The organism is Castellaniella defragrans 65Phen, from assembly GCF_000612685.1.
Taxonomy (GTDB): domain Bacteria; phylum Pseudomonadota; class Gammaproteobacteria; order Burkholderiales; family Burkholderiaceae_B; genus Castellaniella; species Castellaniella defragrans.
Genome location: NZ_HG916765.1, coordinates 2,482,423 through 2,495,578 on the forward strand (window position 1 = coordinate 2,482,423; position 13,156 = coordinate 2,495,578).

A 13,156-nucleotide genomic window follows, 5' to 3' on the forward strand; every position below is an offset into this window, starting at 1 on the left:
TGCGCTCCTCATCCTCGTCAACGCAGCTCGTCGGGCGCACGCCCCCGGATCAGGGCGTCGGGGCGGGCCTGCAGCGCATCGGACAGCAGGCGCAGGGCGCGCGCCGCGCGGTCCAGTTCGCTCAGGGTGTCGCGCAGCCCGCCCAGCAGGGGCGCATCGGGCGCCAGCACCGCGCCGATGCGGTCCAGCGAATTGCTGGCCGAGTTCAGGGCCCGCGTCGCCTGGGGCGCCACCTGGGTGTCCAGGCGGCGCAGCAGGCGGTTCAAGGCCTCCAGGCTGGCGCTCAGGTCGCGCCCGATCGCATCGATCGGCACCTTGTCCAGCTTGGTGACGATATTGCCGAGCTGCCCTTGCAGCCGGTCGAAATCCCCCTGCACCGTGGGCACCAGGAAGCCGCTGCGGCTGGAGAGGTCGCCGGGGATCTTCGGCTCCGCATGGGCCTCGCCGGGGAAGAAGTCCAGCGCCACGTACTGCTGGCCGGTCAGCAGGCTGGCGGTGCGCAGCTGGGCCCGCAGGCCGCGTTCGATCAGCGGCTCGAGCAGCGCCTCGCCCTGCAGGCCGCCCGCCACGCCGTTGTGCAGCTGGCGGTAGGCGCTGCCGAAGCGCACCGGATAGAGCAGGCCCCGCACGCGGGAGAAGAAGCGCCGGCGCGCGCGGTCGAATTCCAGGTCGATGTCCACCACCTTGCCGATCGACATGCCGCGGAAATCGATGTCGGCGCCCACGCGCAGGCCCCGCACCGACTGGTCGAAGCGCAATTCGACCGACACCGGATCGCCGTCCGGATCGGCCAGGGCCTGGTCGCGCGAACCGAACAGGCGGTACTCGGTGCCCGCGGCGGCCGGCGTGCTGTCGGCGGGGCCGTCGTAGGAGCTGGACTCGTCGGCCTGGGCGAAGGCGATGCCGCCGTCCAGGATCGCCGCCAGGCCGCTGGTGCGCATCTGGACGCCGTCGGTCGATACCGTCAGGTCCACGCCGCTGTCGTTCCAGAAGCGCGTGTCCGGCGTCACGTAGCGGTCGTAGGGCGCCTCGACGAAGACGTGCAGGCCGACCGAGCGGCCGTCGGGCGCCATGTCGTAGCTGACGACGCGGCCGACCTCGATGCGGCGGTAATGGATGCGGGACCCCACGCGCAGCGAGCCCAGCGAATCCGCCCGCAGCACGTAGCGGGTGCCGACCTGGCCGCTGAGCACCTCCGGCGGGTTGGCCAGGCCCTCGAATTCGCGCACCGATCCGTCCTCGGACCGCGCGACGGGCGCATCCACGTCGATGTAGACCCCCGACAGCAGCGTGTCCAGCCCCGAGACGCCCGCGAGACTCACCTGCGGACGGACGATCCAGAACTTGGAGTCCTTCTGCGTGATGTATTCCGAGCCCTCGCGCCTGAGCTGCACGTCCACCAGCACGTGCTGGCGGTCTTCCGCCACGCGCACGTCGGACACCTCGCCCACCACCACGTCGCGGTAGCGCAGCTTGGTCTGGCCGGCCTCGACGCCGGCCGCCGACAGGAAGCTGATGGTGATCACCGGCCCGTTGCGCACCCAGACCGAGGCCAGCAGCGACAGCCCCACCGCCAGCGCCAGCAGGGGCACCAGCCAGACCCAGGACCAGCGCAGGGAGCGGCCCGGCCGGATGACGGGCGCCGCAGCGTCCCCGGAGGGGCGCGTGGCCCCGGCGGGATAGGCGCCTTCGGCGCCGGCTGGATCGTGCTCGGGGCGGGGCGGTGGGTCCTCAGTGTCCATGGGTCTCCTTTGCCGGCCGGGCGCCCCGCAGGACATCCCAGCCTCGACGCGGATCATAGCGCATGGCCGCCGCCATCGTGAGCACGACCACGGCGCCGAAATTCAGCGCGGCCGGCCCGACGCTGATCTGCGACAGGCCCGGGAAATTGGCCATGGCGGCCATCAGGACGACGACGAAGACGTCCAGCATGGACCACTGGCCGACGAATTCGACCCCGGCGTACAGCCGCGTGCGCTGCCGCTGGACCCGCGCGCCCAGGGGGCGGTCGCGCAGCAGCAGGAAGGCCAGCGCCAGCAGCTTGGTCACCGGCACCAGCACGCTGGCGACGAAGACGATCACCGCCAGGTCCCAGGAGCCGTAGCGCCAGAGCTCGATCACGCCGCCCAGGATGGTGTGGTTGCTGCGGCCCAGCGCGGTGCGGACCTCCATGATCGGCAGGAGATTGGCCGGAACGTAGAAGATGGCCGCCGCCAGCAGCAAGGCCCAGACCTGCGCCGCGCCGCCGTGGCGGGCGGGGCCCAGCGCCGCCCCGCAGCGCAGGCAGCGGCCGGAAGGCTGCGGGGGCTGGACGCAGCCGCAGGCGTCGCACACCCGGCCCCGCCCCTGCGCGCCGGACACCGGCACCAGGCCGGCGTCCTCGGCCTGGCGCCACAGGGCGTGCGCATCCCAGCGCCCCAGGCCGGTCAGCAGGAAGCAGAGCGCGAGAAAGCCCAGCAGGCCGGGCGCCACCTGCAGGTGCGCCAGGCCCGCGACCTTGACGACGGACACCAGGATGGCCAGGATCAGCACCGTCGCCATGGACCAGGGCGCCAGCCACCCCAGCACCCGCAGCGTGGGCCCCAGGTCGGGCGGCAGGCGCCGCGCGGCGATCGCCTGCATCACCCACAGCGTCAGCGCGATCTGCAGCAGCGGGAACCAGAATCCGGCCAGCCCGGTCATGACCGAGACGCCGTAATAGCCGCGATCCCAGCACAGGCGCAGCGCCTGCCAGTAGGTCAGGTCGAGGTCCAGGCCCTGGAGCGACACGCGGACGATGGGGAACCACTGGGCGATGGCGAACACCGCCAGGCAGGCCCAGGCGAGCGCGACCCATTGTTCCAGCGACAGCCAGCCGCGCCGGTACAGCACCGTGCCGCAGCAGCGGCATTCGGCCCTGCCGCGCGCGCCCGGGTCGAGCCGGACGTGCAGCGTGTCGCAATGAGGGCAGGCGATCAGGGGCCCGCGCGCCATCAGGGCCTGTTCATGCGGAGAGCCCTAGTCCACGAGCTCGGGCTCGGGCCGGGAAGGCTCCGGCACCACGCCCGGGCCCTCGTCGCCCTCGGGGAAGTTGAGCACCACCCGCTCCTGGGCATCCAGGTCGACCTCGACCCGCCCGCCGTGCACCAGGCGGCCGAACAGCAGCTCGTCGGCCAGGGCGCGGCGGATGGTGTCCTGGATCAGGCGCTGCATGGGCCGGGCGCCCATGGCCGGGTCGAAGCCGGCGCGCGCCAGATGATCGCGCAGCGCCTGGGTGAACACCACCTCGACGTGCTTGTCGTGGAGCTGGTCTTCGAGCTGCATGAGGAACTTGTCCACCACCTGCAGGATGACCTCGCGCGGCAGGGGCGAGAAGCCGATGATGGCGTCCAGCCGGTTGCGGAATTCGGGCGTGAACTGGCGCTTGATTTCCGCCATCTCGTCGCCCGTGCGCTGCGGCGCGGCAAAGCCGATGGCATTGCGGTTCAGCGTGTCGGCGCCCGCGTTGGTGGTCATCACCAGGATCACGTTGCGGAAATCCGCCTTGCGCCCGTTGTTGTCGGTGAGCGTGCCGTGGTCCATGACCTGCAGCAGGATGTTGTAGACGTCCGGATGCGCCTTTTCGATTTCGTCGAGCAGCAGCACGCAATGCGGCTGCTTGGTCACGGCCTCGGTCAGCAGGCCGCCCTGGTCGAAGCCGACGTAGCCCGGCGGCGCGCCGATCAGGCGCGACACGGTGTGGCGTTCCATGTATTCGGACATGTCGAAGCGCAGCAGTTCGATCCCCAGGACGAAGGCCAGCTGGCGCGCGACCTCGGTCTTGCCCACGCCCGTGGGGCCGGAAAACAGGAAGCAGCCGATGGGCTTGTCGGGGCGCCCCAGGCCCGAGCGCGCCATCTTGATCGAGGCGGCCAGGGCGGAGATGGCCTGGTCCTGGCCGAACACCACGGCTTTCAGGTCGCGCTCCAGCGTGGCGAGCTTGTTGCGGTCGTCCGTGGAGACGTTCTGCGGCGGGATGCGGGCGATGCGCGCGACGGTGGTCTGGATCTCGGCGCGGCCGATGAGCTTTTTCTGGCGCGACTTGGGCAGCAGGCGCTGGGCGGCGCCGGCCTCGTCGATCACGTCGATCGCCTTGTCGGGCAGGAAGCGGTCGCTGATGTGGCGCGCGGCCAGTTCCGCCGCCGCCGTGATCGCCGCCCCCGAGTAGCGCACCTGGTGGTGGGCCTCGAAGCGCGCCTTCAGGCCGCGCAGGATCTGGATGGTCTGCTCCACCGTGGGCTCGGGGATGTCGATCTTCTGGAAGCGCCGCGCCAGCGCGTGGTCCTTCTCGAAGACGCCGCGATATTCGGTGTAGGTGGTGGCCCCGATGCACTTCAGGTGCCCGGAGGACAGCGCCGGCTTGAGCAGGTTGGACGCGTCCAGCGTGCCGCCCGAGGCGGAGCCCGCGCCGATCAGCGTGTGGATCTCGTCGATGAACAGCACCGCGTGGCGGTTGTCCTTCAGGGTCTTGAGCACCAGCTTCAGGCGCTGCTCGAAATCGCCGCGGTACTTGGTGCCCGCCAGCAGCGCGCCCATGTCCAGCGCGTAGACCTGGGTCTGGTGCAGGACCTCGGGCACGTCGCCCTGGGTGATGCGCCAGGCCAGGCCTTCGGCGATGGCCGTCTTGCCGACGCCGGCCTCGCCCACCAGCAGGGGATTGTTCTTGCGCCGGCGGCACAGCACCTGGATGACGCGCTCGACCTCGTCCTCGCGGCCGATCAGCGGGTCGATGCGGCCCTTGAGGGCCTCGGCGTTGAGGTCCGTGGCGTAGGTTTCCAGGGGGGATTTCTGCTGCTCGGACTTGGGATCGGCCACGGGCGGCTCCAGGCGCGGATTGTCCGCGGCCGGCGGGTCCTCGGACACCTTGGTGATGCCGTGCGACAGGTAATTGACCACGTCCAGCCGGGACACGCCCTGCTGCACCAGGAAATACACCGCGTGCGAGTCCTTTTCGCCATACATGGCGACCAGCACGTTGGCGCCGGTCACGGCGTTCTTGCTGGAGCCGTTGGAGGACACGTGCATGATGGCGCGCTGGATCACCCGCTGGAACCCGAGCGTGGGCTGGGTATCGACGTCGCCCTCGCCGGGGAAGACCGGCGTGTTCTCGACGATGAATTTGCGCAGATCCTGACGCAGCAGCTCGATGTCCGCGGCGCAGGCGCGCAGGACTTCGACGGCCGAGGCATTGTCCAGCAAGGACAGCAGCAAGTGCTCCACGGTGATGAATTCGTGTCGGGCGGCGCGGGCCTCGACGAACGCCATGTGCAGGCTGACTTCGAGCTCTTCGGAAATCACGCTTCCTCCATTGCATATCGGAGCGGATCAAGCAATCCGTTATGCCTATTCTATGACTAAAACCGCCCGCCGTTTGAGGCTCCGGGGCTCGGGATCGTCCCTAAGCGCGGGCGCGAGGGGCGGAGAAGCGCCGATGCGTCAGAAAATACCCCCACGCTGCGCAGCCTGCGGCCGCTTGCTGCCCCCAAGGGGGCGCTTTTTGCCTTGGGGCGGCCCGGCGTCAAAAAAACGGCACAGGCTCCATCAGGCATTGCAGCGGATGCTGATCGGCATGGGCCAGGCGCAGCACGGCGTCGACCCGGGTGGCGGCCACGTCGCGCGTGTAGATGCCACAGATGCCGCGGCCTTCGTGGTGGACCTGCAGCATGATGCGCTCGGCCTCTTCGCCGCCCTTGTGGAAGACCCGCTGCAGCACGTGCACCACGAAATCCATCGGCGTGTAGTCATCGTTCAGCAGCACGACCTGATACATCGGCGGCGGCGCGAGGCGCACCGGCGCGGTTTCACGCACCAGTTGCTGCTGATTTTGGATGTCGGTCGGCATGCGAATCAGAACCTAGTGGTTTCCATAGTTGACTGAATGACTTGGAATTCAGCATGATCGTCGTGTCCCGCAGGCCGCCCTCACGGATGGCCGGGGCCGTTCAAACCCCACACTATAGTCGAGAGGCAGTTTGCATGTCGGAATCCATCGAAAACACCGGAGAGTCACAAAAGCTGACAGGAACGGTCAAATGGTTCAATGACGCCAAGGGCTTTGGCTTCATTACCCCCGACAATGGGGGTGAAGACCTTTTCGCACATTTTTCGTCCATCCAGATGAACGGCTTCAAGACCCTGAAAGAAGGGCAGAAGGTCGTTTTCGATATCGCGCAGGGTCCGAAAGGCAAACAAGCCCTGAACATCACCGCCGCCTGATCGAGGCGCGGGTGTTCTTTTCCATTTTAACGCGATGCGGGGCCCGGGGCGGGCCCTGTTTTTTTGCCGCCGGGCCGTCCCAAGGCAAAAAGCGCCCTCGCCGGGGGCAGCGAGCGGCCGCAGGCTGCGCGGCGTGGGGGCCCTCTTTTGCCGTCATCCTTGCCGCCCTCGTCCTGGCGGGTCTGCCGTGCCTTCGGGCGGCGGCGCAGCCGCCCCTGCCCATCGTGGCGCTGCGCGTGGGCGGCCATCCGGTCCAGGCCGAATACGCCGCCACGCCCGAGGCCCTGCGCGAAGGGCTGATGCACCGGACCGCGCTGGCGGCCGACGCCGGCATGCTGTTCGAGCTGGGCGAGCCCGACATCCACTGCTTCTGGATGAAGAACACCCTCATCCCGCTGTCCATCGCCTTCATCGGCCGGGACGGGCGCATCGTGGACATCCAGGACATGCAGCCGCGCAGCCTGGAGCCGCACTGCCCGACGGCGCCGGCGACCCAGGCCCTGGAAATGAACCAGGGCTGGTTCGCCCGGGCCGGGGTGCGCGCGGGCGACCGGGTGACGCGCTGAGCCGCCGCTTACGAGGCCGCGCTTTCCCGCTCCGCCGGCTTGCGGTCCGCGCGCCGGGCCATCACCGCCAGCGCTGCGAAGGCCAGCGCCAGCGGCACGAAGGACACCCACAGGACCACGTCCCAGCCATAGGCCGCGAGCAGGCCGCCCGAAGAGAAAGAACCGACCGCCATCAGGCCGAAGACGATGAAGTCGTTGAGCGACTGCACCCGCGTCTTTTCTTCGGGCCGGTGACATTCGAGCACCAGGGTGGACGCGCCCAGGAAGCCGAAATTCCAGCCCAGCCCGAGCAGGATCAGCGTCGCCCAGAAATGCGCCACGTCCACGCCCCCCAGCCCGATCGCGGCCGACAGGCCGGTGAGCACCAGGCCCGCCGTCACCACGCGCCCGGCGCCCCAGCGCGCGATCAGGTCGCCGGTGAAGAAGCTGGGCCCGTACATGGCGATCACGTGCCACTGCAGGCCCCAGTTGGCCGATTCCTGGGAATGGCCGCACAGATGCATCGCCAGCGGCGCGGCCGTCATCAGGAAATTCATCAGCAGGTAGGACACCGCCCCGCAGGTCGCCGCCGCGATGAAGCGCGGCTGGCGCGCGATCCGCCCCAGCGGCCGGCCGCCGGCGATCTCCTGCGTCGTGGGCAGGGGCAGCCTCACCCCCAGCAGGATGAGGGCGGACAGGGCCGCCACGACCGCCTGCATGAGGAAGGTGGCCGTGAAGCGATGCGGCGGCCACAGGTCCATGGTGTAGGTGACCAGTTGCGGTCCCACGACGCCCGCGGCGACGCCTCCGGCCATGACCAGCGAGAGCGCGCGGGCGCGCCGGCCGGGCGCGACGCCGTCGGCGGCCGCGAAGCGGAAGGACAGCACCACGGCCGCATAGCCGCCGCCGAAGAAGGTCCCCAGGCAGAACAGCCAGAACCATCCCAGCAGGACGGCGCACATGGCGAGCAGCCCCGCCAGCACGCCGGCGCCCGTGCCGGCCAGGAAGGCGGCGCGCCGGCCATGGCGCCGCGCGATCGCGCCCGCGGGCAGGATGCAGGCCGCCATCCCCACCACGAAGATGGAGATGGGCAGGGTCGCCAGCACCGGCGAGGGCGCGAGCTGGTCGCCGACGATGGCGCCGGTGGCGTAGACCACCACCGCGTTCGCGCCGGCCAGCGCCTGCGCGATGGCAAGCCGCCAGATGTTTCCGTTCTGGACTTCCACGGGCAGGAGGCCGGCGGAGTCGTGCGCGGATGCGGCCGGGCTGTCGTGCGTCATGCTCTTTCCGTCGTCGTCATGGAAAGACGGCGGACGCATCGCTGCGCCGCCGTCTTCGCGGGAGCGGCCCCGCAGGGGGCCGGGACCGGCGCGCCGCGCGCGCCGCGTCGCGGAGGATCAGGAAGCCAGGTTGGCCGCCGCGAAGTCCCAGTTCACCAGGTTCCAGAAGTTTTCCAGGTACTTGGGACGGGCGTTGCGGTAGTCGATGTAGTAGGCGTGTTCCCACACGTCACAGGTCAGCAGGGCCTTGTCGTCGGTGTTGACGGTGGTGCCGGCGTTGCTGGTGTTGACGATGTCCAGGCTGCCGTCGGGCTTCTTCACCAGCCAGGTCCAGCCGGAACCGAAGTTGCCGGCGGCGGACTGGGTGAAGGCGGTCTTGAAGGCATCGACGCTGCCCCACTTGGCCTCGATGGCCTGGCGCAGCGCGCCGGCGGGCTCGCCGCCGCCCTTGGGCGACAGGCTGCTCCAGTAGAAGGTGTGGTTCCAGACCTGGGCGGCGTTGTTGAACACGCCGCCGCTGGACTTGCGGATCACCTCTTCCAGGCTCAGGGAGGCCAGCTCGGTGCCTTCGATCGCCTTGTTCAGGTTCGTCACGTAGGCCTGATGATGCTTGCCGTAGTGGTATTCCAGGGTTTCCTGGGAAATGTGGGGGGCCAGTGCGTCCATCGCGTAGGGCAGCGGCGGCAGGGTGAAAGCCATGACAGTTCCTTCAAAAAGATGTTGCATGCACCACGTTCGGCGCGTCCTGGAAACGGCCCGTCCGGCAGCGATTCCGCCGGGCGGAGCGGACCAGGACGCCCCTGGTGTCCCTAGAGCAGCGCATCGGTCCGGGTGACCTCGGCCTGGGCCCTGCCCTGGCCGAACTCGATCTCGATGGGCTCATGAATCTTCAAGTCTAACGCATTTTTGACGATCGTCCCGTCGCCGCGGCGGACCAGGGCATAGCCCCGTCCCAGCACGCGGTGCGGATCCAGCGCGCCGAGGGCGGCCAGGACCGCGTCCAGCCGCCGGTGGCGGCGCTGCAGCAGGCCGTCCAGGCCCGCGGACAGCCGATCGAGCGCCGCCTGCGGGAGCAAGCGGCGTTCCCGCAGCCGCCGGTCCAGGCCGGCCTGCAGCCGCCGGGCGGCGAATTCCAGGCGCTGGCGCCGCAGCTGCAGGCGCTGGGCCGGGGACACGAGCTGGGCGCGGGCCCGGTCCAGGCGGATAGCCGCGTGCTCCAGGCGCCGCTGCTGGCCCCGCACCAGCAGGTCGCGCGCGGCCAGCAGGCGGCCCAGCGCCTGGCCGCGGTCCTCGCAGCACAGTTCGGCCGCCGCCGTCGGCGTGGGCGCGCGCAGGTCGGCGACGAAATCGGCGATGGTGAAATCCGTCTCGTGCCCCACGCCGCTGACGACCGGCATGGGGCAGGCGGCGATGCGCCGCGCCAGGGTCTCGTCATTGAAGCACCACAGGTCCTCCAGGCTGCCGCCGCCGCGCACCAGCAGCAGCGTATCGACCTCGGCCCGTTCGGCGGCCCGGTCCAGCGCGGCGCACAGCTGCGGCGCGGCGTCGCGTCCCTGGACCTGGGCCGGGTAGACGATCACCCGCACGTGGGGTGCGCGCCGCGCCATGACCGACAGCACGTCGCGCAGGGCGGCCGCCGACAGTGAGGTCACGACCCCCACCGCCCGGGGCAGCACGGGCAGCGGGCGCCGCCGGGCCGGATCGATCAGGCCTTCTTCCGTGAGCCGGTCGCGCAGGCGCAGGAAGGCCTCGTGCAGGTCGCCCCGGCCCGCCTGGCGCAGGGACTCGACCTGCACCTGGTAGTCGCCCCGGGGCTCGTAGAGCGAGACCTGGACGCGGAATTCGTAGCGGCCGCCGGCCTCGGGCACGAACCCCACCGCCTGGGCGCGCCCGCGGAACATCACCGCGCGCACGGCGGCGGCCTCGTCCTTGATGGAAAAATACCAGTGTCCGGACGCGGCCCGGGTGAAGTTGGAAATCTCGCCCGCCACCCACAGGCGCGGCACGCCCTCCTCCAGCAGCCGCGCCACCCGGCGATTGAGCTGCGACACCGTCAGGACGGCGTCGCCGGCCGAAAAACCGCCTTCGGCAAGCCTCGGAACAGAAAAACTCATCGAAACCTATCCACAGAAAGCCCTGCTTTGTCAAACCCGCCTATTTTCGGGCCTGCCAGGGGGACTCATCAACATTCACTTCAAAAAATACACGTAAGTCTTTGATTTTCAATAAATTGAAATTCCATCGACCGGTGTGCAAAAAATAACCAATCCAGTACGAAGGGCCATGAAACGTGCGCATCCGGACTCTTGTGCACAGAATTATCCACAGAAACTGTGGATACCGCCGCGAAAGCCGCGTCCCGTCTTGCGCTCGGCCCCTGGAAGGCCCGCGGACGCGGCCTGCGCGCCGGACGCACCCGCGCAAGCCGGCGGCCGGCCCGCCGCCGGGCACCCCCGGCATGCCCGGCGGCGGCCTTGGGGCCTTGGCATGACCTTGGCATAAAATACGCATTTGCGCCGATTCCCGGCCCCGCACCCCAAGGATCAGGACTGTGCTGGACATCATTCACGCGGCCGGCTGGCCGATCTGGCTGCTCGTCGCCACCTCGGTCATCACGCTGGCGATCATCATAGAACGATTCCTGGCCCTGCGCGCCCGCCACGTCATGCCCGCCGGCCTGCCCGAACAGGTGCTCGAACTCGTGCGCCGCCAGCAGGACGAGCCCGACGCCATCCTGCGCCTGGCGCGCGGCAGCCCCATGGGCCGCATCCTCGCCGAGATCGCCGCCCACCGCCACCAGGACGACACCTGGCGGCTGGCCGCCGTCGAGGCCGTCGGCCGCGACGTGTCCTGGCGCCTGAACCGCTACCTGCCCGCCCTGGCGACGATCTCCGTGATCGCGCCGCTGCTGGGCCTGTTCGGCACCGTGGTCGGCATGATCGAGATCTTCGGCGCCTACGACCCCGCCGGCGGGGACCCGGCCCAGCTCGCCCGCGGCATCTCGATCGCCCTCTACAACACCGGCTTCGGCATCCTCATCGCCATTCCCGCGCTGGCCTTCCACCGCTACTTCCGCTCCCGCGTCGAATACTTCCTGCACACCATGGAGCGCGAGGCCGAAACCCTGAACCGCCTGATCAGCCGGCGCGCCGCGACATGAACTTCCACCACCGCCGCGCCCACGACGAGCCCGAGATCAACCTGATCCCGCTGATCGACGTGCTGCTGGTGATCCTGATCTTCCTGGCGGCCTCCACCTCGTTCACCCGCCACCGCCAGCTGCAGGTCGCGCTGCCCCAGGCCCAGGCCGAGGCGCCGGACGCCTCGCCCTTCCTCGAACTGGCGATCAGCCGCGACGGCCTGTACGCGCTCGACGGCCACTACGTCGACGCGACGGACGACGCCGCCCTGGCCGAAAGCCTGCGCCAGGCGGCGGCCGGCCGGCCCGACCTCGCCCTGCGCATCGACGCCGACGGCCAGGCCGCGCACGCCGCCGTCGTCCGCGCCCTGGAAGCCGCCCGCCTGGCGCACATCGGCAAGGTCCATTTCCTGACCCAGGCCCGGCCATGAACGCGCCGGGCCACCCCAAGCGTGCGGGGGGCTCATGAACCGCAGGCTGGAGGATTTCATGCTGGCGGCCTGGAGCCGGCGCGGCGGCCTGAGCACGCTGCTGCTGCCCCTGTCCCGCCTCTACGGCCTGCTGTCGGCGCGGCGCCTGCGCGCCGGGGCGCGCGCCGCCTGGCGGGCGCCCGTGCCGGTCGTGGTGGTCGGCAACATCCTGGTCGGCGGCACCGGCAAGACGCCCGTCACGATCGCCGTCTGCCAGGCGCTGCAGGCCCGCGGCTGGCGGCCAGGCATCGTCAGCCGGGGCTACGGCGCCGCCGTCGGGCCGCGGCCGCGCCTGAGCGACGAGGGCGCCGCCGCCGCCCGCCTAGGCGACGAACCGGCGCTGATCCACGCCGCCACCGGCGCGCCGGTCGCCGTCCACCCCCGCCGCGCCCTGGCGGCGGCCGCCCTGCTGGCGGCCCATCCCGACGTGGACGTGCTGATCGCCGACGACGGCCTGCAGCACACGGCGCTGGCGCGGGACCTGGAAATCATCGTCCAGGACGGGCGCGGCACCGGCAACGGCCGCCTGCTGCCGGCCGGCCCCCTGCGCGAGCCTCCCGAACGCCTGGCGCGGGCCGACTGGCTCGTCACCCACCTGGCGGCGGGCGAGCCGGCGCCGCCCGCCGCCTCCGCCGTCCCCGCTCTCCTGAACTCCCGCGCCTCTCCCGCTTCCCCGGCGGGCGCGGCGCGCGCGCCCCGCGCCGTCGTCATGCGCCTGGAGCCCGAAGGCGCCACGCACCTGGCCAGCGGCCGCGACCTGCCCTGGGACGCCTGGCGGGCCGAACAGGGCGCGGCGCCCTGCTCCGCGGCGGCGGGCATCGGCCGGCCCGAGCGCTTCTTCGCCATGCTGCGCGCCGCCGGCGTCGTCCTGGCCCGCACCCTGCGCGTCCCCGACCACCAGGCGATCCCGGCGGAGGCATTGCGCGGCCTGCCGCCCGGCCCTATCCTCATCACCCCCAAGGACGCCGTCAAATGCGCCGCCCCACACGATCCCCGCCTGTGGGCCGTGCGCGCGGCGCCGGCCTTTTCCGACCCGGGCTGGCTCGATGCGCTCGACCAGGCGCTGCGGGCGGTGGCCGCGCGCGCCGGGGCGGGCGGCGAATAAGGGCCGCGTGCCGGGAAGGGCCGCGTGCCGGGGCCCAATGGCGGACCCGCACGCACCCCATGCAAACCCTTCGCCGGGATGTGGAAACCAGTGATGCGGAAACCAGCCGCACAAGCACGGCGGCAGGCATTACACTCTATGCTTTGCCATCCCTTCCGGATCCACGCCGCCCATGGAAACCCGCCTGCTGCAGATCCTCGTCTGCCCCGTGTGCAAGAGCGCGCTGCGCCACGACCGCGAACGCCAGGAACTGGTCTGCGCCGCCGACCGCCTGGCCTATCCCATCCGCGACGGCGTGCCCATCATGCTGCCCGCCGAAGCCCGCCCGCTGGACGCTGCACCGGCACCGGCCCCGGCCCCGGCCCCGGCGCCCGCGGCATGAA

Annotated in this window: 13 protein-coding genes; 6 read left to right on the forward strand and 7 right to left on the reverse strand. The window is 70.6% G+C overall.

Going from position 1 to position 13,156, the window contains the following annotated elements; all coding sequences use genetic code 11:
• Positions 1 to 17: 17 nt before the first annotated feature.
• The 4 genes from BN940_RS11050 to clpS form a co-directional block, all read right to left on the reverse strand.
• Positions 18 to 1,742: a PqiB family protein gene (locus tag BN940_RS11050; protein WP_043682999.1), complete on the reverse strand. Its 1,725-nt coding sequence runs from the start codon at positions 1,740 to 1,742 to the stop codon at positions 18 to 20.
• On the reverse strand, positions 1,732 to 2,973 hold the full coding sequence (locus BN940_RS11055) for a paraquat-inducible protein A (RefSeq protein WP_043683001.1): 1,242 nt from the start codon (positions 2,971 to 2,973) through the stop codon (positions 1,732 to 1,734). Before BN940_RS11055 ends, BN940_RS11050 begins: the two co-directional genes overlap by 11 nt.
• A gap of 24 nt (positions 2,974 to 2,997) precedes the next feature.
• Positions 2,998 to 5,316, reverse strand: a complete 2,319-nt coding sequence (gene clpA / locus BN940_RS11060; protein ID WP_043683004.1) for an ATP-dependent Clp protease ATP-binding subunit ClpA — start codon at positions 5,314 to 5,316, stop codon at positions 2,998 to 3,000.
• Positions 5,317 to 5,536: 220 nt separating this feature from the next.
• Complete coding sequence (gene clpS / locus BN940_RS11065) at positions 5,537 to 5,860, reverse strand: ATP-dependent Clp protease adapter ClpS (RefSeq protein WP_043683007.1); 324 nt, start codon at positions 5,858 to 5,860, stop codon at positions 5,537 to 5,539.
• 134 nt (positions 5,861 to 5,994) lie between these two features.
• Between clpS and BN940_RS11070 the strand changes: the two genes are divergently transcribed.
• Both BN940_RS11070 and BN940_RS11075 read left to right on the forward strand, forming a co-directional pair.
• Positions 5,995 to 6,234: a cold-shock protein gene (locus BN940_RS11070; RefSeq protein ID WP_043683009.1), complete on the forward strand. Its 240-nt coding sequence runs from the start codon at positions 5,995 to 5,997 to the stop codon at positions 6,232 to 6,234.
• Between the two features lie 224 nt (positions 6,235 to 6,458).
• Positions 6,459 to 6,800 (forward strand): DUF192 domain-containing protein, encoded by a 342-nt coding sequence (locus tag BN940_RS11075; protein ID WP_242404189.1) that lies wholly within the window; start codon positions 6,459 to 6,461, stop codon positions 6,798 to 6,800.
• Between the two features lie 8 nt (positions 6,801 to 6,808).
• On the opposite strand, the gene BN940_RS11080 is transcribed toward BN940_RS11075, so the two are convergent.
• From BN940_RS11080 to xseA, 3 genes are all read right to left on the reverse strand, one after another.
• Entirely contained in the window at positions 6,809 to 8,059 is a 1,251-nt protein-coding gene (locus BN940_RS11080; protein ID WP_043683011.1) for an MFS transporter, read from the reverse strand.
• 117 nt (positions 8,060 to 8,176) lie between these two features.
• A complete protein-coding gene (gene sodB / locus BN940_RS11085; protein ID WP_043683013.1) occupies positions 8,177 to 8,758 on the reverse strand; it encodes a superoxide dismutase [Fe] in 582 nt (193 codons plus the stop codon).
• A gap of 110 nt (positions 8,759 to 8,868) precedes the next feature.
• Positions 8,869 to 10,173 (reverse strand): exodeoxyribonuclease VII large subunit, encoded by a 1,305-nt coding sequence (xseA, locus tag BN940_RS11090; protein ID WP_043683016.1) that lies wholly within the window; start codon positions 10,171 to 10,173, stop codon positions 8,869 to 8,871.
• A 437-nt stretch (positions 10,174 to 10,610) separates the two neighbouring features.
• On the opposite strand from xseA, the gene BN940_RS11095 reads away from it, so the two are divergent.
• From BN940_RS11095 to BN940_RS11110, 4 genes are all read left to right on the forward strand, one after another.
• Positions 10,611 to 11,219 (forward strand): MotA/TolQ/ExbB proton channel family protein, encoded by a 609-nt coding sequence (locus BN940_RS11095; protein ID WP_043683018.1) that lies wholly within the window; start codon positions 10,611 to 10,613, stop codon positions 11,217 to 11,219.
• Positions 11,216 to 11,629, forward strand: coding sequence for an ExbD/TolR family protein (locus BN940_RS11100; protein ID WP_043683021.1), 414 nt, complete (start codon positions 11,216 to 11,218; stop codon positions 11,627 to 11,629). Before BN940_RS11095 ends, BN940_RS11100 begins: the two co-directional genes overlap by 4 nt.
• A 34-nt stretch (positions 11,630 to 11,663) precedes the next feature.
• Positions 11,664 to 12,773, forward strand: coding sequence for a tetraacyldisaccharide 4'-kinase (gene lpxK, locus BN940_RS11105; RefSeq protein ID WP_043683024.1), 1,110 nt, complete (start codon positions 11,664 to 11,666; stop codon positions 12,771 to 12,773).
• A gap of 172 nt (positions 12,774 to 12,945) precedes the next feature.
• Positions 12,946 to 13,155 carry a Trm112 family protein gene (locus BN940_RS11110; protein ID WP_043683027.1) on the forward strand — a complete coding sequence of 70 codons (210 nt, stop codon included), beginning with the start codon at positions 12,946 to 12,948 and terminating at the stop codon, positions 13,153 to 13,155.
• Position 13,156 lies beyond the last annotated feature (1 nt).